Genomic DNA, 25,069 nt, shown 5'->3' with positions numbered 1-25,069 from the left:
AAGAAGGAACTAGCTAAAAAGCTGGTTCCTTTTTGTGTTTAGATGATATGGCGCTCAAAGGCATCATCTGAGATTCCTTGTTCCAGGATGAGTTTTGCCCATTCTTTAGCAGAAAAGAGGCTGTGGTCCTTGTAGTTTCCGCAAGATTCGATGGTTGTTCCAGGGACATCTTCCCAAGTAGTAGTCTCAGCGATTTCCTTGAGCGAATCTTTGATAACAGCTGCAATTTCGGCGCTAGTATGGCGTCCCCACATAATCATGTGAAAACCTGTACGGCAGCCAAACGGAGAACAGTCAATCATACCGTCAATGCGGGTACGGATGAGTTTGGCTAAGAGGTGCTCAATGGTGTGAAGGCCAGCGGTAGGGATAGAGTCCTCATTTGGCTGTACCAAGCGAATATCAAAGTTGGAGATGACATCTCCCTTTGGTCCGGTTTCTTCCCCAATCAAGCGAACATAAGGTGCTTTGACAATGGTGTGGTCAAGTTCAAAACTTTCAACAATAACTTCTTTTGACATGGTAAATCCTTTCAGTTTTCTTCTTTCATTATATCATAAAGGGTGCTGTTGAGATAGAGAGAAAACCTCTCCGATGAAGGAGAGGTTTGAATTATTTCCGATACAAGCGATCGTATTGGTAGAATGGGTCAAAGGTTACGTTGATGCCTAGTTTGCGAAGGACATTCTTGTCTTCATCGGTCAAGATGATGGTTGAGTGGGCTTCGCTACCTTTTAGATTACCCAGTTCCTTCATTGCACGCGCAGCATCAGGATTTTCCATAGCTGTGATTGCAAGTGCAATCAGGATTTCATTTGAGTGGAGGCGAGGATTGCGGCTACCGAGATGATTGATTTTAAGGCCTTGAATTGGTTTGACGACTTCAGGTTCGATTAATTTTACTTCCTTAGCGATGTTAGCTGATTTTTTGATGGCATTGATCAAGGCTGCAGCTGTAGGACCAAAGAGTTCAGAGTTCTTGCCAGTGACGATTTCCCCATTTGGCAATTCGAGAGCAAGGGCAGGCCCACCAGTTTCTTCTGCTTTTTGGCGTGCAGCGACAGCAACCTTACGGTCTGCAGGTGTGATGCCGAGGTCGTTCATGAGAAGTTCAATCTTCTTGACAGCAGTTTCTCCGACTTTTTCAGCTTTAAAATCAAGAACAGTCTGATAGTAGCGACGGATGATTTCTTGTTTTGAAGCTTCGATAGCAGCCTCATTATCTGTAATAGCGAAGCCAACCATATTGACACCCATGTCTGTTGGTGAAGCGTATGGAGATTCACCGAGAATGCGTTCCAACATACGTTTGAGCACTGGGAAGATTTCGATATCACGGTTGTAGTTGACAGTGGTTTCTCCGTAGGTTTGGAGATGGAAGGGGTCAATCATATTGACATCATCAAGGTCCGCGGTTGCAGCCTCGTAGGCCAAATTGACTGGATGATGAAGGGGCAGGTTCCAAACTGGGAAGGTTTCAAACTTAGCGTAACCAGACTTGATGCCATTAAGTTGGTCGTGGTACATATTGGACATACAAGTTGCCAATTTTCCAGAACCAGGTCCAGGAGCTGTTACGACGATCAAGTTGCGACTGGTTTTGATGTAGTCGTTTTTCCCCATGCCTTCGGGAGAAATGATGTGATCCATATCCGTCGGGTATCCTTTGATTGGATAATGAAGATAGGAATCAATCCCGTTTTTATCTAACTGGTTGCGGAAGGCATCTGCAGCAGGTTGTCCAGCGTACTGTGTGATGACAACTGAGCCAACAAAAATTCCCAGCTCATTGAATTTGTCAATCAAACGAAGAACTTCTTGGTCATAAGAAATGCCTAGGTCGCCACGCGCTTTAGAATGTTCGATGTTGCTAGCGTTAATGGCAATCACAACCTCAACCTGCTCTTTCAATTCTTGCAAGAGCTTGATTTTATTGTCAGGCTCATAACCAGGCAGTACACGAGCAGCGTGGAAATCTTCTAACATTTTGCCACCAAACTCCAGGTAAAGCTTGCCGTCAAATTGGTTAATGCGCTCCAAGATATGGTCGCGTTGTAGATTTAAATATTGTTCAGAACTAAAAGCTTGTTTTTTCATTTTTTTACCTCTGACCTCTATTATATAAAAAAATTGGGAGTTAGGAAACTACGGAGTCAAAAAAGAAATTAAAAAGATTAGGCAAACGCTTGCACTAAGTTTTAAAAAGCGCTATCATAGACTGTAGAATATTAAAATAATGAGGTAAACAGATGCAAGAAAAATGGTGGCACAATGCCGTAGTCTATCAAGTCTATCCAAAGAGTTTTATGGATAGCAACGGAGATGGGATTGGTGATTTGCCAGGAATTACGAGTAAGTTGGACTATCTAGCTAAGTTAGGAATCACAGCGATTTGGCTTTCTCCTGTTTATGACAGTCCGATGGATGATAATGGCTATGATATTGCTGATTATCAAGCGATTGCAGCTATTTTTGGAACCATGGAGGACATGGAGCAACTCATCGCAGAAGCTAAGAAGCGTGATATTCGAATTATCATGGACTTGGTAGTCAATCATACCTCGGATGAACACGCCTGGTTTGTTGAGGCTTGTGAAAATCCTGATAGCCCTGAGCGAGACTACTATATCTGGCGGGATGAGCCCAATGATTTGGAGTCTATCTTTAGTGGATCCGCCTGGGAATACGATGAAAAGTCGGGTCAATACTATCTCCACTTTTTCAGTAAGAAACAGCCTGATCTCAACTGGGAAAATGAAAAACTGCGCCAGAAAATCTATGAGATGATGAACTTCTGGATTGATAAGGGCATTGGCGGTTTCCGTATGGATGTTATTGACATGATTGGGAAAATTCCTGATGAGAAGGTAGTCAATAACGGTCCTATGCTCCATCCCTATCTCAAGGAGATGAACCAAGCCACCTTTGGTGACAAAGATCTCTTGACGGTAGGAGAGACCTGGGGTGCAACGCCAGAGATTGCTAAGCTCTACTCGGATCCAAAGGGACAAGAATTGTCTATGGTCTTCCAGTTTGAACACATCTGTCTTCAGTATCAGGAAGGGCAACCTAAGTGGCACTACCAAAAAGAGTTAAATGTAGGGAAGTTAAAAGAGATTTTCAACAAATGGCAGACAGAGCTGGGAGTTGAGGACGGCTGGAATTCCCTCTTCTGGAACAACCATGACCTTCCTCGCATCGTCTCTATCTGGGGAAATGACCAAGAATACCGTGAGAAATCTGCCAAAGCCTTTGCAATCTTGCTTCATCTCATGAGAGGGACTCCCTATATCTACCAAGGTGAGGAGATTGGGATGACCAACTATCCGTTTGAAACACTGGAGCAAGTAGAAGATATTGAATCCCTCAACTATGCGCGTGAAGCTCTTGAAAAAGGCGTTCCGATAGAAGAAATCATGGACAGCATCCGTGTCATCGGTCGTGACAATGCCCGTACTCCGATGCAATGGGATGAGAGTAAAAACGCTGGCTTCTCAACAGGTCAACCTTGGTTGGCAGTTAATTCAAACTACGAAAAAATCAACGTTCAAGAAGCTCTGGCAAATCCAGATTCTATTTTCTATACTTATCAAAAACTCGTTCAAATCCGTAAGGAGAACAGCTGGCTGATTCGAGCTGACTTTGAATTGCTTGATACGGCTGACAAGATCTTTGCTTATATCCGTAAGGACGGTGAGCACCGCTTCTTAGTTGTAGCTAACTTGTCCAATGAAAAACAAAACTTTTCAGTAGAAGGAAGAGTTAAGTCAATCTTGATTGAAAACACTACTGCTAAAGAAGCAGTTGAAAAACAAACCTTGGCACCATGGGATGCTTTCTGTGTGGAACTAACGGATTAAAATAAGTGAACCTCAAGCCTTTGATGCTTGGGGTTCTTTTGTTGAAAAATATATAGAAAAGCCTTTAAAAAATATTTGTTAGAATTTTCTAAAAAATCTGGCGAAAGTCCTTGCTTTTATGAAAAAATAGGGTATAATGGTGAAAACACTATCTTTAAGGAGATTACTTATGAAATCGAAAAAGTGGCTCTTAGGAGCAGGTGCTGTTTTGAGTGCAGCCCTACTGTTAACTGCTTGTGGGCAAAGTGAAAAGAAAGCGGATGCTCCCAAAACATTCTCTTATGTCTACGCTATGGATCCATCTTCTTTGGACTATAGTGTGACGAGCAAGAGCTCAACCTCTGACGTTATAGCAAACGTTGTTGATGGTCTTTTGGAAAATGATAAGTATGGGAACTTAATTCCATCACTTGCAGAAGACTGGTCTGTTTCAAAGGATGGTTTGACTTACACCTACAAACTTCGTAAGGGTGTAAAATGGTATACTTCTGATGGAGAAGAATACGCTGAAGTTAAAGCTAAAGACTTTGTTACTGGGCTTAAACATGCTGCTGACGGAAAATCAGATGGTCTTTCTTTGATTCAAGATTCTATCAAAGGTTTGGCAGAGTATGTTAGTGGTGAGAGCAATGATTTCTCTGCCGTAGGAGTTAAGGCTGTTGATGATTACACGGTAGAATACACGCTCAACAAACCAGAAAGTTTCTGGAACTCTAAGGTCACAACTGCAACCATGCTCCCAGTTAATGAAGAATTTTTGAATTCTAAAGGGAGCGACTACGGTGCACCAACCCCATCAGGTATCCTATATAATGGTCCTTATTTCTTGAAATCATTGACTTCAAAATCAGTCATTGAATATGAAAAGAATCCAAACTACTGGGATAAGGACAATGTCAAGATTGACAATATTAAACTAACTTTCTACGATGGATCAGACCAAGAATCTTTGATTCGTAGCTTTACACAAGGAGCTTATACAACAGCCCGTCTCTTCCCAACAAGCTCAAACTTTGAGTCAACTAAACAAGAGTACGGCGATAAGATTGTCTACAGTCCACAAGAAGCGACTAGCTACTACCTCACTGTTAATGTAAACCGCCAATCTTACAATAAAACAGCCAAAACAGACGAAGCTCAAAAAACATCAACGAAAGAAGCTCTTCTCAACAAGAACTTCCGTCAGGCGCTGAACTTTGCCCTTGACCGTCATTCTTATACTGCTCAGTTGAATGGTGAAGAAGGTGCGAACAAGATTATCCGTAACAGCCTAGTGCCACATGACTACGTTCAAGTTGGTGAAAAAACCTTTGGAGAGTTGGCGCAGGCAGAGCTTGTTTCATATGGAGACCAGTGGAAAGATGTAGCCCTTACAGATGGAAAGGATACGATTTACAGTCCTGAAAAAGCTAAGGCTGCCTTTGCTAAAGCCAAGGAAGAATTGCAGGGCAAGGGAGTTACCTTCCCAATCCATTTGGATATCCCGGTTGAACAAACAGATGTAATCGCAGTTCAACAAACCAACTCACTCAAGCAGTCAATCGAATCATCGCTTGGTACTGAAAATGTCATTGTCGATGTCCTTCAAATGACAGATAATGAAAAAATTAGCATTACGTCTCAAGCCAAGGTGCCATCTCAAAAAGACTATGACTTGAACGGAACTGGTTGGGGACCAGACTATCAAGACCCAGCTACCTACTTAAACATTCTTGATGCTAAGAAGGGTTCTGCCCTTAAACACTTGGGTATCACTCGTGGAAAAGATCCAGAAGTGATGGCTCAAGTCGGTCTAGACGAATACAAGAAACTCTTGGATGATGCCGCAGCTGAAACAAGCGACCTCAATAAGCGTTACGAAAAATATGCCAAAGCTCAAGCTTGGGTGTCAGACAGCTCGCTCTTAATCCCAGTTGCTTCTTCAGGTGGTTCTCCAACTGTTAGCCGTACTGTACCATTCACAAAAGCATACTCTCAAGTCGGAATCAAGGGCGACCCATTTGTGTTCAAAGGTTTGGAGTTGCAAAATGATGTTGTGACTGCAAAAGAATACGAAGAAGCCTTCAAGAAATGGCAACAAGAAAAAATCGAGACAAATGCCAAATACCAAAAAGAACTTGAAAAACACGTCAAGTAATCTATAAATAGAAAAGGAAGTTGCAGGAAACTGTGCTTCCTTTTTTTGTTTTGAGACACCAGTTGTCATAAAAGTAGTAACTTTACATTTTTGAATAAATTTGATAAAATATGGTTATGTTATAAAAAGTGACATAAAGGAGTGAATGATGATCAAAATGAAAAAAAGACTGATTGGGACAGGTCTTGTCTTAGCGACAGGGATTTTGCTCTCTGCATGTGGACAGTCCAATACAGATACTAGCACTTATTCATCAACATTTAGTGCGAATCCAACAACTTTTAACTATCTCCTAGATTATTATGCAGATAACACTGCCGTTATTACCAATCTTGTAGATGGTTTGCTAGAAAATGACAGCTACGGGAACCTCGTGCCTGCTCTTGCAGAGGATTGGTCAGTTTCAGCAGATGGTTTGACCTATACCTACAAGCTTAGAAAAGATGCCAAGTGGTATACAGCTGATGGTGAGGAATATGCTTCAGTCAAAGCTCAGGATTTTGTCACTGGGATCAAATATGCTGCGGACAACAAGGGGCAAGCCATGGATCTGATTCAAAATTCAATCAAGGGATTGAATGACTATGTGACGGGTGTGACCAATGACTTTTCAACTGTTGGTGTCAAAGCCTTGGATGACTATACGGTTGAGTACACTTTGACACGACCAGAACCTTATTGGAACTCTAAGACAACCAATAGTATTCTTTTCCCAGTCAACGAAGAGTTTTTGAAATCAAAAGATAAAGACTTTGGTACCTTGACACCAGACAGCATCCTTTATAACGGTCCATATCTGTTAAAAGATTTCACATCAAAATCTTCGATCGAATATGTGAAGAATCCACACTATTATGACCATGATAAAGTAACCATTGAAAAAGTTAAGTTAGCCTACTTTGATGGGTCAGATCAGGAGATGACCATTCGAAACTTTGAAAGTGGTGCTTACTCGATTGCAGGAGTCTATCCAAATAGTTCGAATTATGCTAAGACAAAAGAAAAATACCAAGACAATATCGTCTATAGCTTACAAGACAAGACATCTTGGTACTTTAACTTTAACGTCAACCGCAAAACCTATAATCATACCGCTAAAACAACGGACGAACAAAAGAAATCAGCTCAAACAGCTATCTTAAATAAAAATTTCCGTCAGGCTATCAACTTTGGAATTGATCGAACAGCCTACTCTGCTCAATCTAACGGTGAAGAAGCAGCTAGCAAAACCCTTCGTAATACTCTGGTTCCCCCAACATTTGTCCAGGTGGGAGATAAGACCTTTGGAGAAGTAACAGCTTCTAAGCTTGTGAACTACGGAACTGAGTGGTCAGGTATCAATTTGGCAGACGCTCAAGATGCATACTTCAACAGGGAAAAGGCCCAAGCAAAATTTGCGGAAGCTAAAAAGGAATTGGAAGCCCAAGGCGTGACTTTCCCAATCCATTTGGATGTCCCTGTTGATCAGACAAATAAAAATGCGGTCTCTGGTATGAATTCGGTTAAACAAACCCTTGAAACAGTACTAGGTTCTGACAATATCGTCATTGATGTTCAACAGCTTTCTACAGATGACTTTGGAAATGTTGCCTTCCTAGCACCAAATCCAGCAGCTCGTGACTACGACCTAAACTTTGATGGTTGGGTTGGTGATTACCAGGATCCATCAACTTACCTAGATCCCTTCAATGCTGAAACTGGCTTCTATCTCAAGATTTTTGGTCTTGATGCCAAGGAAGACCAAGAGCTCATTAAGAGTTTGGGGCTCGATACCTATACACAACTCCTGAAAGAAGCAGATGCTGAGAACAAAGATGTTGCTAAGCGTTATGAAAAATACGCTGAAGCTCAAGCTTGGATGATTGACAATTCTCTAGTCATGTCTGCTATGTCAAATGGTGGTACAGCCTCTGTAACCAAAGTAACTCCGTTTACACGTGCCTACTCCCTAGTAGGTATCAAGGGTGACGGAAATAATTATAAGTACATGAAATTACAAAAAGACCCTGTTACCAAGAAACAATTTGACGAAGCCAAGGCTAAGTGGGAAGCAGAAAGTAAAAAAGCTATCGAAAAGAGCCAAAAAGAGTTTGAAAACCACGTAAAATAAGATGAGAACAAGGTTTCCTATTCAGGAGCCTTGTTTTTGTATCCGTTAAACTAAAAACGAGTAAAAGACCTAAATTTTTTTGGAAAAAAGGTATAAATAAAAACGCTTAACTATAATGAATGAATGGCATTTATTGTTGGTTTATGATATAATGGTTTTAATTATGAAGGTTTAGGAGATTATTATGAGTAGACGCTCAAAGAGAGCTCGTTTAGGGAATGCGAAGCGAAATATTAATATATTCTTATTAGCCATTTATTTTTTATTGAGTGGTTTTTTGTTGTTCTTGATTTTTAAACATAATATCCTGGCCTTTAGATATCTCAATATTCTGGCTACGATTTTAATTCTAATTTCTATTGTAATTGCAACCCTACTGATAGTTTATAAAAAAGCCGAGAAATTCACGGTTTTCTTTTTGACGCTTGCTGTACTAGTCAGTTCTGTCTCACTATTTGCACTTCATCAGTTTGTAGGGTTGACCAATCACATCAATGCGACATCAAACTATTCAGAGTATTCGATGAGTGTGGTCGTTTTAAAAGATAGTGAAATCAATAATGTGACCCAGTTGGATAGTGTAACAGGTCCGACTGAAACAGATAATGATAATATCCAAAAGTTGGTGGCGGATATTAAGACGACACAGAGTAAAGACTTGACAGTTGAACAGAGTACTTCTTATCTAGCAGCTTATAAGAGTCTGCTTTCTGGCGAAACGAAAGCAATTGTCTTAAATAGTGTTTTTGAAAACATCATCGAAGCAGAGTATCCAGATTATGCTTCGAAAATTAAGAAAATCTATACAAAAAAACTAACCAAGGATGTTGCGGCACCAAAGGTATCTAAAAATCAGACGTTTAATATTTATGTCAGTGGAATTGATACCTACGGACCGATTAGTTCAGTATCTCGTTCTGATGTGAATATTCTAATGACTGTGAATCGAGATACCAAGAAAATTCTTCTGACTACAACGCCTCGAGATTCCTATGTTCCGATTGCGGATGGAGGAAACAATCAAAAGGATAAATTGACCCACGCTGGAATCTATGGAGTGGACTCGTCAATTCATACTTTGGAAAACCTATACGGGGTTGATATCAATTACTATGTTCGTTTGAACTTCACTTCTTTCTTGAAATTGATTGACCTTTTAGGTGGCGTTGATGTCTATAATGATCAGGATTTCACTTCTTTGCATGGTAAGTACCATTTTCCTGTAGGAAATGTTCATCTAGATTCGGAACAAGCCCTTGGCTTTGTCCGCGAACGCTACTCTTTAGCAGATGGAGACCGTGACCGTGGTCGGAACCAGCAAAAGGTCATTGTTGCTATTATTCAGAAGTTGACGTCAACTGAGGCTTTAAAAAACTACGATAACATCATCAAAGGATTACAAGACTCTTTGCAAACCAATATGCCACTAGAAACCATGATGGATTTGGTCAATACCCAGCTGGATAGTGGTGGTAAGTATAAGGTTAATTCTCAAGACTTGAAAGGAACTGGTAGAACAGATCTTCCATCCTATGCTATGCCAGATAGTAACCTCTACATGATGGAAATTGACGATAGCAGTTTAGCTGCTGCTAAAGCTGCTATCAATGATGTGATGGAGGGCAAGTAGCATGATAGATATCCATTCGCACATCGTTTTTGATGTGGATGATGGTCCAAAGTCAATAGAGGAGAGTAAAAAACTACTTAGAGAGGCGTATAGTCAAGGAGTGAGAACAATTGTTTCCACTTCGCATAGACGAAAAGGGATGTTCGAAACTCCTGAAGAAAAAATCGCAACCAACTTTCTGAAGGTGCGAGAAATGGCTAAGGAAGTTGCGGATGACTTAATCATTGCCTATGGGGCAGAAATTTACTATACGCCGGATGTTGTTGAGAAGTTAGAAAAGAAATTAATCCCAACCCTTAACGATAGTCGCTATGCTTTAATTGAATTTAGTATGAATACAGCCTATCGAGATATGCATAAGGGATTGAGTGATATTCTAATGTTAGGCATTACACCCGTCATTGCCCACATTGAACGTTACGATGCTTTAGAAAACAATGAAAAGCGCGTGCGAGAACTGATTGATATGGGATGTTATACTCAGGTTAATAGTTCTCATGTTTTGAAGCCTAAACTCTTCGGAGAAACCTATAAATTCATGAAAAAGAGAGCCCAGTATTTCTTGGAACGAGATCTGGTTCACGTGATAGCAAGTGATATGCACAACTTGGATCACAGACCTCCTCATATGGAGGAAGCCTATGATATCATTGCCAAAAAATACAGTGAAGATAAGGCTAAGGAACTTTTTAAGGATAATCCCCGAAAAATAATAATGGATCAATTGATTTAGGAGAAAAAATGAAAGAACAAAATATGATGGAAATCGACGTATTTCACTTGCTTAAAATCCTTTGGAAACGAAAATTTTTAATTGCTTTGGTGGCATTCGTGACAGGGACAGTAGCATTTGCCTACAGTAGTTTTATTGTGAAGCCGGAGTTTACGAGTACGACCCGAATTTATGTGGTCAATCGTAATCAGGGAGATAAGCCTGGCTTGACTAACCAAGACTTGCAAGCAGGATCTTACTTGGTAAAAGACTATCGTGAAATCATTCTCTCGCAAGACGTTTTAGAGAAGGTTGCGACTGATTTGAAACTAGAACTCCCTCCAAAAGGTCTTGCTAGTAAAATTAAAGTGACAGTTCCTATTGATACACGTATTGTCTCTATCTCTGTTACTGATCGCGTACCGGAAGAAGCAAGTCGGATTGCCAACTCTTTGAGAGAGGTTGCTGCTCAAAAGATTATCAGCGTCACTCGCGTTTCGGATGTGACAACGCTGGAAGAAGCACGCCCTGCAACATCGCCATCTTCACCAAATATTCGTCGCAATACCCTGGTTGGATTCCTTGCGGGAGCGGTTGTAATGGTTGTCACAGTTCTCCTAGTTGAGCTCTTGGATACACGAGTTAAACGCCCAGAAGATATTGAGGACGTGATGCAAATTGCACTATTGGGAGTAGTTCCAAACTTGGATAAATTGAAATAGGAGAGAAACATGCCAACGTTAGAGATTGCACATAAAAAACTGGATCAGGCAAGAAAAGCAGAAGAGTACTACAATGCCCTTCGCACCAATATTCAATTGAGTGGGAATAACTTGAAAGTGATTTCCATTACCTCTGTCAAACCAGGAGAAGGAAAATCAACAACTTCTACCAATATTGCTTGGGCTTTCGCGCGTGCGGGATATAAGACACTGTTAATCGATGCGGATATTCGTAATTCTGTCATGTCGGGTGTTTTTAAATCACGTGAAAAGATTACAGGGTTAACAGAATATTTATCAGGGACAACAGACTTATCGCAAGGTTTATGCGAAACAAATGTTGAAAATTTATTTGTTATCCAGGCAGGTTCTGTATCCCCAAACCCTACAGCTCTGCTACAAAGTGAAAATTTTGCAACTATGATTGATACTCTGCATAAATATTTTGATTATATCATTGTTGATACCGCACCAATAGGAGTTGTTATTGATGCTGCAATCATCACTCAGAAATGTGATGCTTCTGTTTTGGTGACTGCGGCTGGTGAAACAAATCGTCGCGATGTCCAAAAAGCTAAAGAACAACTCGAACAAACAAGCAAACCATTTCTAGGAGTAGTTCTAAATAAATTTAATACTTCAGTCGAGAAATATGGCTCCTATGGAGCATATGGAAACTATGGGAATTATGGCAAAAAATAATAAATAGCCTAGGGAAGATATTATGGAAGAAAAGGGATTGAAGATTTCTTTGGCAGTATTCCAGAGTTTTCTTGTCATTATTTTAGCTTATTTACTCAGTTTTGTTAAAGAAACAGAGATTGTATACACTTCAATGGTTATCCTATACATTCTCCATTATCTTGTCTTTTATATTAGTGATTATGGACAAGATTTTTTCAAAAGAGGGTACTTGGCTGAGTTTATCAAAATAGCGAAGTATATTATTTTCTTTGCATTGGCAATAAGTATTTCTAATTTTTTCTTGAAGGAACGCTTTAGTATTTCAAGACGAGGAATGATCTACTTTTTAACAATGCATTCCGTGTTACTATATCTATTGAATCTATGTATTAAACGCTATTGGAAACTTCTATTACCAAATTTTAAAGGGAGAAAAAAAGTTTTCTTGATTACGGCTACGTCTAGAGTAGAGAGGGTAATAGACAAACTGTTAGAATCAAGTGATTTTTTATGGGAATTAGAAGCTGTTAGTGTTCTAGATCAGCCTAATTTTCAACATGAGCACTTAAAAGTAGTACCAGTTGAAGATGTTTTAAATTTTGCAACTCATGAAGTTGTTGATGAGGTTTTTATCAATCTGCCTAGTGAGGAGTATAATATTGAAGATTATATCTCTCTTTTTGAAACAATGGGAATAGATGTGACAGTTAACCTAAATGCTTTTAACGACTATTTGGGTAGTGATAAAAAAATTCGTGAAATGGCAGGTTTGAATGTTGTAACCTTTTCAACAAAATTTTACAAGCCTAGTCATGTAGTTGCCAAACGAATTGTAGATATTTGCGGAGCTATTGTTGGACTTATTCTGTTTGCTGTAGTTGGTTTAGTATTGGTACCACTGATTCGAAGAGATGGTGGGTCGGCCATTTTTTCTCAAACGCGTATTGGAAAAAATGGTCGTCGCTTTACTTTTTATAAGTTTCGTTCTATGCGTGTAGATGCGGAAGAGATTAAACAACAGCTGATGAATCAGAATACGATGCAGGGCGGGATGTTCAAAATGGATAATGACCCACGTGTTACACCAATTGGACGGTTCATTCGTAAGACAAGTTTGGATGAGTTGCCACAGTTTTGGAATGTACTAATTGGGGATATGAGTTTAGTAGGGACTCGTCCTCCAACTATTGATGAGTATGAAAAGTATACGCCAGAACAGAAACGTCGTCTCAGTTTTAAGCCTGGGATTACAGGTTTATGGCAGGTTAGTGGACGAAGTGAAATCAAAAATTTCGATGAAGTTGTCAAATTAGATGTAGCTTACATTGATGACTGGACAATCTGGAAAGATATTGAAATATTGTTAAAGACCGTTAAAGTGGTCTTTATGAGGGAAGGGGCGAAGTAATTTCTGCCCTTCAGTCTTGTTAGGAGAGAAATGAAACAGTCAGTTTATATTATTGGTTCAAAGGGGATTCCTGCTAAGTATGGAGGATTTGAAACCTTTGTTGAAAAATTAACCGAATATCAAAAAGACAGCAACATACAATACTATGTTGCTTGTATGCGTGAAAATTCAGCCAAGTCTGGTATTACGGAAGATCAGTTTGAGCACAATGGAGCCATTTGCTTCAACATCGATGTACCCAATATCGGACCAGCTCGTGCTATTGCTTACGATATCGCAGCGATCAACAAGGCTATTGAATTGGCTAAGAAAAACAAGGACGAGGCTCCCATTTTTTATATTCTAGCTTGTCGCATCGGTCCTTTTATTTCTGGACTTAAGAAAAAAATTCGTGCCATTGGTGGCTCTTTGCTAGTAAATCCAGATGGCCATGAATGGCTGCGAGCAAAGTGGAGCCTGCCAGTTCGTAAGTATTGGAAATTTTCAGAGCAGCTCATGGTCAAACATGCAGATTTACTGGTCTGTGACAGCAAAAATATCGAACAATATATCCAAGAGGATTATAAGCAGTACCAACCAAAGACCACTTATATTGCCTATGGGACAGATACAGCTCCTTCAATCCTGAAAGCAGAAGATGCCAAAGTTCGGAATTGGTATCAGGAAAAAGGAGTTAGCGAAAATGGCTATTATCTAGTAGTGGGACGATTTGTTCCTGAAAATAACTACGAAGCCATGATTCGTGAATTTATCAAGTCCAAGTCCAAAAAGGACTTTGTTCTCATCACAAATGTGGAGCAGAATAAATTTTACGATCAGTTGTTACAAGATACTGGTTTTGATAAAGATCCTAGGGTCAAATTTGTCGGGACTGTCTATGACCAAGAGTTGCTCAAGTACATTCGCGAAAATGCCTTTGCCTATTTCCATGGGCATGAGGTTGGAGGGACCAACCCTTCTCTACTGGAAGCCCTAGCATCCACAAAACTAAATTTGTTGCTAGATGTTGGCTTTAACCGTGAGGTTGGTGAAGACGGGGCCATTTATTGGAAAAAAGATGAGTTGACTCGTGTCATTGAGGAAGTAGAAGGATTTGATCAGGCAGCAATAACTGACTTGGATTTCAAGTCAAGTCAAAGAATCCTCTCAGCTTTCACATGGGAAAAGATTGTGTCAGATTATGAAGAAGTGTTTAAAGGATAGGGAATGAAACGGATTTTATACTTGCATGCTGGTGCAGAAATGTATGGAGCAGATAAGGTCTTATTGGAATTGATCAAAGGATTGGATTCCAAAGAATTTGAAGCTCATGTCATCCTGCCAAATGATGGTGTTTTAGTCGAGGCCTTGCGTCAAGTTGGGGCTCAGGTCAGTGTGTTGGATTATCCGATTTTACGTAGAAAATACTTTAATCCTAAAGGCATTGCCGACTATATTCGCTCTTATAATTTCTATGCTAAGCAAATCGCCCTCTATGCTCGACAACACAATATAGATATGGTTCACAATAATACAGCGGCTGTTTTGGAGGGCATCTATTTGAAACGCAAGCTCAAGCTGCCTTTGATTTGGCATGTTCATGAGATTATCGTCAAACCCAAAGCTATTTCTGACTTTATCAATATGCTCATGGGACGATATGCAGACAAGATTGTGACGGTGTCCCAAGCGGTCGCTAATCATATCAAGCAGTCTCCTTTTATCAAAGATAGCCAAGTGGAAGTGATTTATAACGGTGTCGACAATACTGTCTATTATCCAATGGATGCGTCTTCTATTCGTGAAAAATTTGACATTGCGCAAGATGCACTTGTGATTGGCATGATTGGTCGGGTCAATGCTATCAAAGGACAAAATGATTTCATAGAAGCAGTCGAGCCACTTTTGGAAAAGAATGAGCAAGCGGTGGCTTTCCTAGCTGGAGGTGTTTTTCCTGGTGAAGAATGGCGCTTAGAAGAACTAGATAAGAGAATAGCTTCTTCATCTGTTGTGTCACAAATTCATCGTATTGATTACTACGATAAGACTTCTGAACTTTATAATATGTTTGATATCTTTGTCTTACCAAGTATAAAACCTGATTCCCTACCTACAGTAGTCCTAGAAGCCATGGCTTGTTCAAAACCAGTTGTTGGTTATAACAATGGGGGAATAGCTGAAATGGTAGTAGATGACAAAAGTGGTTGCTTAGTCAAACCAAACCGTCCTCAAGAACTTTCTAATGCCATTTCTCTCTTACTAGATAGTTCTGAAAAAAGAGAAAAATTTGGGCAAGTAGGATATCAGAGACAAAAAGAGCTGTTTTCTTTGGAGAGTTACATCAAGAACTTTTCGGAGTTGTATAAAACAGATAGAAAAGATTAGTTATGAATAAAATAGATTTTGTTGTTACTTGGGTTGATGGGAATGATCCTGTGTGGCAAGAAAAAAAATCAAGCTATGATGGATCGGTTAATACTTCTAAACAGAGTATGAATTCAGTCAAGGCTTACCGAGAATGGGGGACCTTTAAATATTGGTTTAGAGGAGTTGAAAAATTTGCTCCTTGGGTTAATAAGGTCTACCTCGTGACCGACCAGCAAAAGCCAAGCTGGTTAGAGTTAAACAGTGATAAATTGGTGTTGGTAGATCATACAGAGATTATCTGTAATGACTACCTACCAGTTTTTTCTGCCAATCCTATCGAAAGTAACATCCATCGAATCCCTGGTCTCTCAGAGCATTTTGTTTTTTTTAATGACGATATGTATTTGACAGCTCCAGTCGAGCCGACAGATTTTTTCTCAGAGGATGGTTTACCCAAATATAATACGGCTCTTTCACCGATTATTCCTGAGCGATATGGAACGGGGAATTTTCAGATAAATGACATGGAGATTGTCACTAGCTATTTCAGTCGAAATGAAATTTTGAAGAATGGCCAATTCTTTGATCCAAAGCAGGGATTAAAAAGTATCGTTAAGTCGCTACTATACAGAAATAGTCAGTTTATCTGTGGTTTCTGGGAGAGTCATCTGCCCTATCCTCTACTAAGATCAACGATGAACTTGGTATGGGAAAAGGAAAAAGCTGTCTTGGAAAGAACCTCGGCTAGTCGCTTTAGAAATCCTTCTGATACCAATGTTTGGCTCTTTAAGTATTGGCAGATTGCCAGTGGTCAATACGCTGTCGGAAATCCTAAGTTGGGGGGACTCTTTTCTTTGGATAATGCCGGACCAGATTTTTGGAAGATACTAAATTCTGGCAAATACCAAATTATGTGTATCAATGATGGATTTAACATTCAAGACGAGGAGCAGGTGATGACAGACTTTATCAAGGCTATGGATCAACTGCTTCCAGATAGAAGCTCATTTGAGATTTAAACTGTAAAACTAAGTAAGAGAAAGAAAAGAAAATATGATTTCGGTAATTGTGCCTGTTTATAATGTGGAGGACTACCTTCATTATGCCATGGAGAGTTTGGAACATCAGACTTACAAGGATATGGAAGTCCTCTTGATTGATGACGGCTCGAGTGATGGCTCAGGACACTTGTGTGACCAGTATGCCCAGCAATATGATTGGGTGACTAGCTACCATAAGGTCAACGGTGGTTTGTCTGATGCTCGGAACTATGGGGTCTTGAAAGCCAAGGGCGACTGGATTACTTTCCTAGATCCAGACGACTATCTGGAACCCTGCGCCTTGGAACTGCTAGCAGAGCTACAAAGTCGTACCCAAGCAGATATGGTAAGTGGCAAAGTAGAGCCAACAGCTCACTATCATCGTTTTCAAAATTTTCACTTGGGTCAGCTTGATTTAGACCAAGTTAAGGTCTATGACAAGGCAAAGGCTCTGACTGAGATGCTTTATGGAGACCTTGTAACGGTCTCTGCTTGTGGGAAACTCTATCGGAAAGAACTTCTTGAGAAAGCTCCCTTTCCCAAGGGACGCATCTACGAAGACCTCTATGTCATCAGTGAGCATCTCAACCATGCCCAATCCGTGGCCTTGTTTCATCTTCCGATTTACCATTATTACCACAGACCTGGTAGCATTACTGCTTCGGCTTTCACACCTAAACAATACGAGTTTTATGAAGCGATCGATCATTTAAAAGAGGTTGTCAATGCAACCTATCCTGAGAGTTCAGAACTCCAAGAAGCCATCATTTCACGCTTCTTTACAGGAAGTCTTCTTATTTTTACCATGATTCAGGATGGAAATCCAGCAGAATTCAAGAGACTTCAGGAGAAAACCAGGCCTTATTTGCCACTTGTTTTGAAGAATTCTAGAGTTAGCAAGAAACGTAGGATCCTCTATGTTTTAATTACTAAGTATCCGCGGCTCTATTATCAATTTAAAAAGTTAAAAAAATCCTAAGTAAGAGTTAGGGATGAAAGAAGAAAAGGAAAAAGAAAATGTTAAAGTTAGAACGTGATAAATTGCTAATTGCAGCAGTTTTAATAGTGGTTGTCTCCATAGATATGATCAATACGTCTATGATAGCTCCTGTTTTACCTAATATTCCTAATGTAGTTCCTTTTTTTGCGGTCCTGTTACTTGCTATGCGATTTGCTTATATTTATCACTACTCTATAAGCTATCTCATCTTTGCACCAATTCTTCTTTTTGCTGGGGGCATGGTTTACTATAAGACTGGGAACCTTAATGCATTGATGTATATGTTTCTGCTTGTCTTTCTTTACAAGGCTGAGATGGAAAGTGTACTTAAAATATACTCTGTTGTAGCCTTGTTTTTTATTGTATTGATAGTGCTCTTGGCCGTGATTGGTGCTATTCCAAACTTGCAATTTGTCCAATCACGATCTGCGGGAGTCGTTGTTCGAAATTCATTTGGCTTTATTTATCCAACTGATTTTGCTTCTCACTGTTTTTATCTATATACAGCTATATCGTATATCTTTAGAAAGAAATTCATTATTTTACGGACTGCCTTAGGATTTGGTCTGGCTTATTTCATTATTCGATATTGCGATGCGAGGCTTAATGCCGCTTCTATTACTGTAATGGCGCTCATTTTTCTGTACTTTTATTTCCGAAATGATAAAAAGCGACGGCTTTTTGCTTTACTTCCTTTATCGGCTGGTATAGCGTCTTCAGTAATGATTTATCTCTCTTCTAAATTTACCTGGTCTCATCCAATGTATGTGGCTCTAAACAATTTTTTTAGTATGAGATTACACCTAGGACATGAGGCACTAAAAAAATATGCAGTGCAGTGGTTTGGGACTCGGGGCATATCATTTGTCGGTTATGGGGGGCGTACAGAATCCGTTTTGAGCTACGACTATGTAGACTCTTCCTACGTTCAGATGCTCTTTACCTATGGGATGATTCCAGTTCTCTTATTGGTCGTGTTATACATAGTTAGGTCTTGGTCACTTTATCGCAAAAAGAATTATTTGCTATTGACGGCCTTATCCTTAATAGCAGTCAACTGTATGTTTGAGGCCTTCTGGGTTCGCCCGTCTTATAATATTTTTATGTTTACTCTATTTGCAACCTTGCCAGTTATTGAATTTGAATCGAAGAAATCTACAACGAGGAACTCCTTGTGAAAGTATTAAAAAATTATTTATATAATCTTTCTTATCAGCTGTTAGTAATCGTTTTACCAGTCATTACTACACCCTATATTACTCGGGTTTTCTCATCCAATGACTTAGGTTCCTATGGGTACTACAACTCAATAGTAACTTACTTTATACTCTTAGCGACACTTGGGGTGGCCAATTATGGGACAAAGGAAATTTCCGGCCATCGTAAGGAAATCGAAAAGACCTTCTGGGGTATTTACAGTTTACAAGTCCTTTCAACCTGTTTAGCGGTTACGCTTTATATAGTTGTCTGCTTGCTTGTGCCGTTGATGAACAATCCAATTGCCTATATACTTGGCTTTAGTTTGCTGTCTCGTGGTTTTGATATTTCTTGGCTTTTTCAAGGGTTAGAAGATTTCAAAAAAATCACAGCTCGTAACACAATGGTCAAACTTCTAGGGGTTGTTTCGATTTTCCTATTTGTTAAGAAACCATCCGACTTGTACTTGTATATCATCCTCTTGGTTGCCTATGATCTACTAGGTCAGTTGAGTATGTGGCTTCCTGCTCGGGAGCACATTCGCAAGCCGCATTTGGATATAGCCTATGCCAAAGAGCATATCAAACCAGTCATTCTCTTGTTTCTGCCACAGATTGCCATTTCACTCTACATCACGCTAGATCGCACCATGTTGGGTGCCTTGTCTTCGACCAAGGATGTCGGGATCTATGATCAAGCCTTGAAATTATTGAATATTTTATTGACCTTGGTAACGTCGCTTGGTAGTGTCATGTTGCCTCGGGTCTCCAACCTCCTATCATCAGGCAATCAAAAGGCGGTTAACAAGCTACATGAAATGTCATTTCTGGTTTATAACTTGGTTATCTTCCCGATGATTGCGGGGATTTTAATTGTTAACAAAGATTTTGTCAATTTTTTCCTGGGGCAAGACTTCCAAGATGCTCGCTATGCGATTGCCATCATGGTCTTTAGAATGTTCTTTATTGGCTGGACCAATATCATGGGAATTCAAATCTTGATTCCTCACAATAAGAATCGTGAATTTATGCTGTCAACAACTATTCCAGCTATTTTCAGTGTAGGCTTGAATCTCCTCTTAATCCCGCCTCTGGGCTATATTGGGGCGTCGATCGTATCTGTTGCGACAGAAGGTTTGGTCTGGCTGATCCAACTCTACTTTACACGTTCGTATCTAAAAGAGGTCAAGATTCTACAGTCTATGCTAAAAATACTTCTAGCGTCACTCCTGATGTACGGCGCCTTGTATTCTGTACAAGCTTTCATCCACTTCTCATCTGTTGTGAATGTCTTGATCTATTCTCTGCTTGGCTTCCTAGTCTACGGTGGCTTGGTTTTGGTCTTACGTGTCTTGGATTTTCAAGAACTAAAAAGTGTTTTAAAGAAATAAGGAGATTTTATGTACGATTATTTGATTGTCGGTGCTGGCTTGTCAGGTGCAATCTTTGCCTACGAAGCTAACAAACGTGGCAAGAAGGTGAAGGTGATTGATAAACGAGAACATATTGGTGGGAATATCTATTGCCAATCTGTTGAAGGAATCAATGTCCACAAGTATGGGGCTCATATCTTCCATACATCTAATAAAAAGGTATGGGAATATGTCAATCAGTTTGCGGAGTTTAACAATTATATCAATTCTCCTATTGCCAACTATCAAGGACATCTTTACAATCTGCCTTTCAATATGAACACTTTCTATGCTTTGTGGGGGACAAAGACACCCCAAGAAGTCAAGGACAAGATTGCTGAGCAGACGACACACATGCAAGATGTTGAGCCTAAAAACTTAGAGGAACAAGCCATTAAGTTGATTGGTATGGATGTCTATGAAAAGCTAATCAAGGGCTACACCGAAAAGCAATGGGGGCGTTCTGCTACTGAACTACCACCCTTTATCATCAAGCGTTTACCTGTTCGATTGACCTATGATAACAATTATTTCAATGACCGTTACCAAGGAATTCCGATTGGTGGTTACAATGTCATCATCGAAAAGTTGTTGGAAGGAATCGAAGTAGAGCTTAATACAGATTTCTTTGCTGATCGGGAGAACTTGGAGGCTTCAGCAACTAAGATTGTCTTCACAGGGATGATTGATCAGTTCTTTGACTACAAGTTTGGTGAACTAGAGTATCGTAGTCTCCGTTTTGAGCATGAGATTTTGGATCAAGAAAATTATCAAGGAAATGCTGTAGTCAACTATACTGAACGTGATATTCCCTATACGCGAATCATCGAACACAAACATTTTGAGTTTGGGACTCAAGCCAAGACCGTTATTACTCGTGAATATCCAGCAGATTGGAAAAGAGGAGATGAACCTTACTATCCAATCAATGATGCCAAAAACAATGCTATTTATGAGCAGTATCTAGCAGAAGCTGAGAAAAATGGGCGCGTTATTTTCTGTGGGCGCTTGGCAGATTATAAATACTATGATATGCACGTGACTGTTGAACGTGCATTGGATGTGGTAGAAGAAGAACTAGGGAGTATCTAAGAACATCACGGATAAAGGGGAGAAAAGGTGAAATATTATCTGAAAGATTCATTTCTGCATAATGCACACGAAAAGAATGCAGGGAGTAAGGCACGAAATGACGTGGAAGCTATTCTAATCTCAGAGGGTTATGAGGGCTTGGAGCTCAAGGTTGAGAATTGGTATAAGATGAATTTCTTTAAAGCTCAACAACACAAATATCGTGCGACCAAGTCTGTGTTTGATCAGTTGGGAGTTGGAGATGAATTGGTGATTCAGTTCCCTATTATCCACCATACATTTTTTATCTCACAACTCATCAAGCAGGCGCAAAAAAGAGGAGCAAAATTCTATCTTTTGATCCATGATATTGAAACCTTGCGTCATGCAGCAGGTTCGGAAGTGAAATTCCGTCATAAAGTGCGCAATTACTTCCAGGAAAAGAAAGCTTTGATGTCAGTGGATGGCATTATCGTTCATAACGATATCATGAAGAAAGTTCTGGTAGGTCAAGGAGTGCCAGCAGATAAAATGGTTAGCTTGGAAATTTTTGACTACCTGATTCCAAACTTTGCTGAAAAACCAAATCTCCAAAAAGACCAGCCTATTATCGTAGCTGGAAATTTGAACCCTGCAAAGTCAGGCTATCTTTATAACTTGCCAGACCAGCCAGCCTATAACTTGTATGGAGTGGGCTATGATGAAAGTCGTGCATTGAAAAACACCACCTACTTTGGTTCCTTTATGCCGGATGACCTCCCAGCTGCTCTTGAAGGTAGTTTTGGTTTGGTCTGGGACGGAGACAGCTCAGAAACCTGCCAAGGTTCTTACGGAAACTATCTACGCTTTAACAATTCGCACAAGGCCTCTCTTTATTTGGCTTCGGGCTTTCCTCTAGTGGTTTGGAGAGAGTCTGCCCTTGCGCATTTTGTTCTGGATAAAGAGTGTGGTCTAGCAGTTGACTCTCTACACGACCTCCAAAGAGTACTAGATGATTTGACACTTCAAGATTACAAGGAACTTTCAGAACAGGCTAGGAAAGTTGGAGCTGCTCTTCGAGATGGAGCCTACTTAAAAGCTGCCTTATCCAAATTGAAGTAAATTCCTTAGGGAATTTGGGACAAAATGAAATATAATATAGGATAGGTAATTAGCCAGAAAGGAAACCTATTATGAAAGGTATTATTCTTGCGGGTGGTTCGGGAACGCGCCTGTACCCACTTACTCGAGCTGCGTCAAAACAGCTGATGCCGGTTTATGATAAACCCATGATTTACTATCCTTTGTCAACCTTGATGTTGGCTGGGATTAAGGACATTTTGATCATCTCAACACCACAGGATTTACCCCGTTTTAAGGACCTGCTCTTGGATGGCTCCGAATTTGGGATCAAGCTTTCCTATGCGGAACAGCCTAGTCCCGATGGACTTGCTCAGGCTTTTCTTATCGGTGAAGAATTTATCGGTGACGATAGTGTTGCATTGATCTTGGGGGATAATATCTATCATGGACCTGGTTTGAGCAGAATGCTTCAAAAGGCAGCTAAGAAAGAGAAGGGTGCGACTGTTTTTGGCTACCAAGTGAAGGATCCAGAGCGTTTTGGTGTGGTCGAGTTTGATACAGACATGAATGCTATTTCCATAGAAGAAAAACCGGAGAATCCTCGCTCTAACTATGCAGTGACAGGTCTTTATTTCTATGACAATGATGTTGTGGAGATTGCCAAACAGATAAAACCGAGTGCTCGTGGAGAGTTGGAAATCACAGATGTTAACAATGCTTATTTGAAGCGTGGGGATTTGTCAGTTGAAGTTATGGGACGTGGTTTTGCCTGGTTGGATACTGGGACACATGAGAGTCTGTTAGAAGCATCCCAATATATCGAAACGGTTCAAAGGATGCAAAATGTTCAGGTTGCCAACCTAGAAGAAATTGCCTACCGAATGGGTTATATCAGCCGCGAAGATGTGCTGAAGTTGGCGCAACCTCTCAAGAAGAATGAATACGGGCAATACTTGCTCCGTTTGATTGGAGAAATCTAGATGACAGATAATTTTTTCGGCAAAACACTTGCAGTGCACAAGATTGATGCCATTCCAGGTTTGTTAGAGTTCGATATTCCGGTTCATGGTGACAATCGTGGCTGGTTTAAGGAAAATTTTCAGAAAGAAAAGATGCTACCGCTTGGTTTCCCTGAAAGCTTCTTTGCTGAAGGAAAACTGCAAAACAATGTCAGCTTTTCTCGCAAAAATGTTCTTCGAGGTCTCCATGCTGAACCTTGGGACAAGTATATCTCAGTAGCAGATGGTGGCAAGGTTCTGGGTTCTTGGGTTGACCTACGTGAAGGTGAGACTTTTGGAAATGTTTATCAGACCGAGATTGATGCAAGTAAGGGAATCTTTGTCCCTCGTGGCGTAGCCAATGGTTTCCAAGTCCTCTCGGATACAGTTTCTTATAGCTATCTGGTCAATGACTACTGGTCACTTGAACTCAAGCCTAAATATGCTTTTGTCAACTATGCAGACCCAGCTTTGGGCATCCAGTGGGAAAACCTAGCAGAAGCAGAAGTTTCGGAAGCAGATAAACATCATCCACTGCTTAAGGATGTCAAACCACTAAGAAAAGAAGATTTGTAAAAAAATTAGGGAATAAAAATGACTGAATACAGAAATATCATCGTGACAGGTGGGGCTGGTTTTATCGGTTCTAACTTTGTTCATTATGTCTATAACAACTTCCCAGATGTCCATGTGACAGTGCTGGACAAGCTGACTTATGCGGGTAATCGTGCCAATATTGAAGCAATTTTAGGTGATCGTGTTGAGTTGGTTGTTGGAGATATTGCAGATGCAACCTTGGTCGATAAGCTAGCTGCTCAAGCAGATGCCATTGTTCACTATGCGGCAGAAAGCCATAATGACAACTCGCTCAATGATCCGAGTCCATTTATCCACACCAACTTCATTGGGACTTACACTCTTTTGGAAGCAGCTCGTAAATACGACCTTCGTTTCCACCATGTGTCAACTGACGAAGTCTATGGTGACCTACCTCTGCGTGAAGATTTGCCAGGTCATGGAGAAGGTCCAGGTGAGAAATTTACGGCTGAAACCAAGTACAATCCCAGCTCGCCTTACTCATCAACTAAAGCAGCTTCAGATCTGATTGTCAAAGCTTGGGTGCGCTCATTTGGTGTCAAAGCGACTATTTCGAACTGTTCAAACAACTATGGTCCTTACCAACATATCGAGAAGTTTATTCCGCGCCAGATCACCAATATCTTGAGTGGTATCAAGCCAAAACTCTATGGTGAAGGTAAGAATGTCCGTGACTGGATTCACACCAATGACCATTCATCAGGTGTTTGGACGATTCTAACCAAAGGTCAAATCGGAGAAACCTACTTGATTGGTGCGGATGGTGAGAAGAACAATAAGGAAGTCCTGGAACTCATTCTCAAGGAAATGGGGCAACCAGCTGATGCTTATGACCATGTGACGGACCGAGCTGGTCATGACCTTCGTTATGCTATCGACGCTAGCAAGCTTCGTGATGAACTAGGGTGGAAGCCAGAGTTTACCAACTTTAAAGCAGGCCTCAAAGAGACCATCAAATGGTATACAGACAACCAAGACTGGTGGAAATCTGAAAAAGAAGCGGTAGAGGCTAACTATGCTAAAACGCAACAAGTGATTAAATAATCAGATACTAAAAAGCAAGAGACCCCATGGGCTCTTGCTT

General features: G+C 40.3%; 21 protein-coding genes. 19 read left to right on the top strand and 2 right to left on the bottom strand.

Features of this window, described 5'->3' with window-relative positions; translation table 11 throughout:
* Positions 1 to 38: 38 nt before the first annotated feature.
* Together MP387_RS07725 and MP387_RS07720 are read right to left on the bottom strand one after the other, a co-directional pair.
* Positions 39 to 521 carry an S-ribosylhomocysteine lyase gene (locus tag MP387_RS07725; RefSeq protein WP_000032556.1) on the bottom strand — a complete coding sequence of 161 codons (483 nt, stop codon included), beginning with the start codon at positions 519 to 521 and terminating at the stop codon, positions 39 to 41.
* Positions 522 to 612: 91 nt separating this feature from the next.
* Positions 613 to 2,097 (bottom strand): DUF1846 domain-containing protein, encoded by a 1,485-nt coding sequence (locus MP387_RS07720; protein ID WP_242746080.1) that lies wholly within the window; start codon positions 2,095 to 2,097, stop codon positions 613 to 615.
* Between the two features lie 152 nt (positions 2,098 to 2,249).
* Here MP387_RS07720 and MP387_RS07715 point away from each other — a divergent pair, with 152 nt between their 5' ends.
* The 19 genes from MP387_RS07715 (at position 2,250) to rfbB (ending at position 25,029) form a co-directional block, all read left to right on the top strand.
* Positions 2,250 to 3,860: a glycoside hydrolase family 13 protein gene (locus MP387_RS07715; protein ID WP_242746078.1), complete on the top strand. Its 1,611-nt coding sequence runs from the start codon at positions 2,250 to 2,252 to the stop codon at positions 3,858 to 3,860.
* A 169-nt stretch (positions 3,861 to 4,029) separates the two neighbouring features.
* On the top strand, positions 4,030 to 5,997 hold the full coding sequence (locus MP387_RS07710; protein WP_242746076.1) for a peptide ABC transporter substrate-binding protein: 1,968 nt from the start codon (positions 4,030 to 4,032) through the stop codon (positions 5,995 to 5,997).
* A 148-nt stretch (positions 5,998 to 6,145) separates the two neighbouring features.
* Complete coding sequence (locus MP387_RS07705; RefSeq protein ID WP_242746062.1) at positions 6,146 to 8,107, top strand: peptide ABC transporter substrate-binding protein; 1,962 nt, start codon at positions 6,146 to 6,148, stop codon at positions 8,105 to 8,107.
* A 184-nt stretch (positions 8,108 to 8,291) separates the two neighbouring features.
* Entirely contained in the window at positions 8,292 to 9,737 is a 1,446-nt protein-coding gene (gene cpsA, locus MP387_RS07700) for an LCP family glycopolymer transferase CpsA (protein ID WP_000091218.1), read from the top strand.
* Between the two features lies 1 nt (position 9,738).
* Positions 9,739 to 10,470 (top strand): capsular polysaccharide biosynthesis protein Cps4B, encoded by a 732-nt coding sequence (gene cps4B / locus MP387_RS07695; protein ID WP_096753697.1) that lies wholly within the window; start codon positions 9,739 to 9,741, stop codon positions 10,468 to 10,470.
* Positions 10,471 to 10,478: 8 nt separating this feature from the next.
* The gene (gene cpsC / locus MP387_RS07690; protein ID WP_242746059.1) at positions 10,479 to 11,171 is read left to right on the top strand and encodes a capsular polysaccharide biosynthesis protein CpsC; all 693 of its coding nucleotides are present in this window, start codon (positions 10,479 to 10,481) and stop codon (positions 11,169 to 11,171) included.
* A gap of 9 nt (positions 11,172 to 11,180) precedes the next feature.
* Positions 11,181 to 11,873, top strand: a complete 693-nt coding sequence (locus tag MP387_RS07685; protein ID WP_084917687.1) for a tyrosine-protein kinase — start codon at positions 11,181 to 11,183, stop codon at positions 11,871 to 11,873.
* Positions 11,874 to 11,895: 22 nt separating this feature from the next.
* Complete coding sequence (locus MP387_RS07680) at positions 11,896 to 13,263, top strand: sugar transferase (RefSeq protein WP_242746055.1); 1,368 nt, start codon at positions 11,896 to 11,898, stop codon at positions 13,261 to 13,263.
* Between the two features lie 30 nt (positions 13,264 to 13,293).
* Complete coding sequence (gene cps2T / locus MP387_RS07675) at positions 13,294 to 14,466, top strand: beta 1-4 rhamnosyltransferase Cps2T (RefSeq protein WP_242746052.1); 1,173 nt, start codon at positions 13,294 to 13,296, stop codon at positions 14,464 to 14,466.
* Between the two features lie 3 nt (positions 14,467 to 14,469).
* Positions 14,470 to 15,627 (top strand): glycosyltransferase family 4 protein, encoded by a 1,158-nt coding sequence (locus MP387_RS07670; RefSeq protein WP_242746049.1) that lies wholly within the window; start codon positions 14,470 to 14,472, stop codon positions 15,625 to 15,627.
* A 2-nt stretch (positions 15,628 to 15,629) separates the two neighbouring features.
* Positions 15,630 to 16,628, top strand: a complete 999-nt coding sequence (locus MP387_RS07665) for a Stealth CR1 domain-containing protein (protein WP_049500998.1) — start codon at positions 15,630 to 15,632, stop codon at positions 16,626 to 16,628.
* A gap of 34 nt (positions 16,629 to 16,662) precedes the next feature.
* Positions 16,663 to 17,628, top strand: a complete 966-nt coding sequence (locus MP387_RS07660) for a glycosyltransferase family 2 protein (protein WP_242746047.1) — start codon at positions 16,663 to 16,665, stop codon at positions 17,626 to 17,628.
* 38 nt (positions 17,629 to 17,666) lie between these two features.
* Entirely contained in the window at positions 17,667 to 18,827 is a 1,161-nt protein-coding gene (locus MP387_RS07655) for a polysaccharide polymerase (protein ID WP_242746044.1), read from the top strand.
* On the top strand, positions 18,824 to 20,236 hold the full coding sequence (locus MP387_RS07650) for a flippase (protein ID WP_242746041.1): 1,413 nt from the start codon (positions 18,824 to 18,826) through the stop codon (positions 20,234 to 20,236). Before MP387_RS07655 ends, MP387_RS07650 begins: the two co-directional genes overlap by 4 nt.
* Before the next feature lie 9 nt (positions 20,237 to 20,245).
* Positions 20,246 to 21,349: a UDP-galactopyranose mutase gene (gene glf, locus MP387_RS07645; protein WP_242746037.1), complete on the top strand. Its 1,104-nt coding sequence runs from the start codon at positions 20,246 to 20,248 to the stop codon at positions 21,347 to 21,349.
* A 27-nt stretch (positions 21,350 to 21,376) separates the two neighbouring features.
* Positions 21,377 to 22,429: a glycosyltransferase gene (locus MP387_RS07640; protein ID WP_242746034.1), complete on the top strand. Its 1,053-nt coding sequence runs from the start codon at positions 21,377 to 21,379 to the stop codon at positions 22,427 to 22,429.
* A 71-nt stretch (positions 22,430 to 22,500) separates the two neighbouring features.
* Complete coding sequence (gene rfbA / locus MP387_RS07635; protein WP_049519434.1) at positions 22,501 to 23,370, top strand: glucose-1-phosphate thymidylyltransferase RfbA; 870 nt, start codon at positions 22,501 to 22,503, stop codon at positions 23,368 to 23,370.
* Positions 23,371 to 23,964 carry a dTDP-4-dehydrorhamnose 3,5-epimerase family protein gene (locus MP387_RS07630; protein ID WP_242746031.1) on the top strand — a complete coding sequence of 198 codons (594 nt, stop codon included), beginning with the start codon at positions 23,371 to 23,373 and terminating at the stop codon, positions 23,962 to 23,964.
* A gap of 18 nt (positions 23,965 to 23,982) precedes the next feature.
* Positions 23,983 to 25,029, top strand: coding sequence for a dTDP-glucose 4,6-dehydratase (gene rfbB / locus MP387_RS07625; protein WP_242746028.1), 1,047 nt, complete (start codon positions 23,983 to 23,985; stop codon positions 25,027 to 25,029).
* The last annotated feature ends 40 nt before the right edge of the window (positions 25,030 to 25,069 follow it).

Source organism: Streptococcus oralis (assembly GCF_022749195.1).
GTDB lineage: Bacteria > Bacillota > Bacilli > Lactobacillales > Streptococcaceae > Streptococcus > Streptococcus oralis_CI.
Note: the sequence above shows the minus strand (reverse complement) of the source record. Positions and strands in the feature narration are given on the sequence as shown.

What these genes read in the sequence shown, in the direction of transcription:
- rfbA (WP_049519434.1), top strand. Translation starts at nt 22,501, where the DNA reads ATGAAAGGTATTATTCTTGCGGGTGGTTCGGGAACGCGCCTGTACCCA.
- MP387_RS07660 (WP_242746047.1), top strand. Translation starts at nt 16,663, where the DNA reads ATGATTTCGGTAATTGTGCCTGTTTATAATGTGGAGGACTACCTTCAT.
- cps4B (WP_096753697.1), top strand. Translation starts at nt 9,739, where the DNA reads ATGATAGATATCCATTCGCACATCGTTTTTGATGTGGATGATGGTCCA.
- cpsC (WP_242746059.1), top strand. Translation starts at nt 10,479, where the DNA reads ATGAAAGAACAAAATATGATGGAAATCGACGTATTTCACTTGCTTAAA.
- rfbB (WP_242746028.1), top strand. Translation starts at nt 23,983, where the DNA reads ATGACTGAATACAGAAATATCATCGTGACAGGTGGGGCTGGTTTTATC.
- MP387_RS07685 (WP_084917687.1), top strand. Translation starts at nt 11,181, where the DNA reads ATGCCAACGTTAGAGATTGCACATAAAAAACTGGATCAGGCAAGAAAA.
- MP387_RS07670 (WP_242746049.1), top strand. Translation starts at nt 14,470, where the DNA reads ATGAAACGGATTTTATACTTGCATGCTGGTGCAGAAATGTATGGAGCA.
- MP387_RS07630 (WP_242746031.1), top strand. Translation starts at nt 23,371, where the DNA reads ATGACAGATAATTTTTTCGGCAAAACACTTGCAGTGCACAAGATTGAT.
- glf (WP_242746037.1), top strand. Translation starts at nt 20,246, where the DNA reads ATGTACGATTATTTGATTGTCGGTGCTGGCTTGTCAGGTGCAATCTTT.
- MP387_RS07715 (WP_242746078.1), top strand. Translation starts at nt 2,250, where the DNA reads ATGCAAGAAAAATGGTGGCACAATGCCGTAGTCTATCAAGTCTATCCA.
- MP387_RS07705 (WP_242746062.1), top strand. Translation starts at nt 6,146, where the DNA reads ATGATCAAAATGAAAAAAAGACTGATTGGGACAGGTCTTGTCTTAGCG.
- MP387_RS07655 (WP_242746044.1), top strand. Translation starts at nt 17,667, where the DNA reads ATGTTAAAGTTAGAACGTGATAAATTGCTAATTGCAGCAGTTTTAATA.
- MP387_RS07665 (WP_049500998.1), top strand. Translation starts at nt 15,630, where the DNA reads ATGAATAAAATAGATTTTGTTGTTACTTGGGTTGATGGGAATGATCCT.
- MP387_RS07710 (WP_242746076.1), top strand. Translation starts at nt 4,030, where the DNA reads ATGAAATCGAAAAAGTGGCTCTTAGGAGCAGGTGCTGTTTTGAGTGCA.
- cps2T (WP_242746052.1), top strand. Translation starts at nt 13,294, where the DNA reads ATGAAACAGTCAGTTTATATTATTGGTTCAAAGGGGATTCCTGCTAAG.
- MP387_RS07720 (WP_242746080.1), bottom strand. Translation starts at nt 2,097, where the DNA reads ATGAAAAAACAAGCTTTTAGTTCTGAACAATATTTAAATCTACAACGC.
- cpsA (WP_000091218.1), top strand. Translation starts at nt 8,292, where the DNA reads ATGAGTAGACGCTCAAAGAGAGCTCGTTTAGGGAATGCGAAGCGAAAT.
- MP387_RS07680 (WP_242746055.1), top strand. Translation starts at nt 11,896, where the DNA reads ATGGAAGAAAAGGGATTGAAGATTTCTTTGGCAGTATTCCAGAGTTTT.
- MP387_RS07725 (WP_000032556.1), bottom strand. Translation starts at nt 521, where the DNA reads ATGTCAAAAGAAGTTATTGTTGAAAGTTTTGAACTTGACCACACCATT.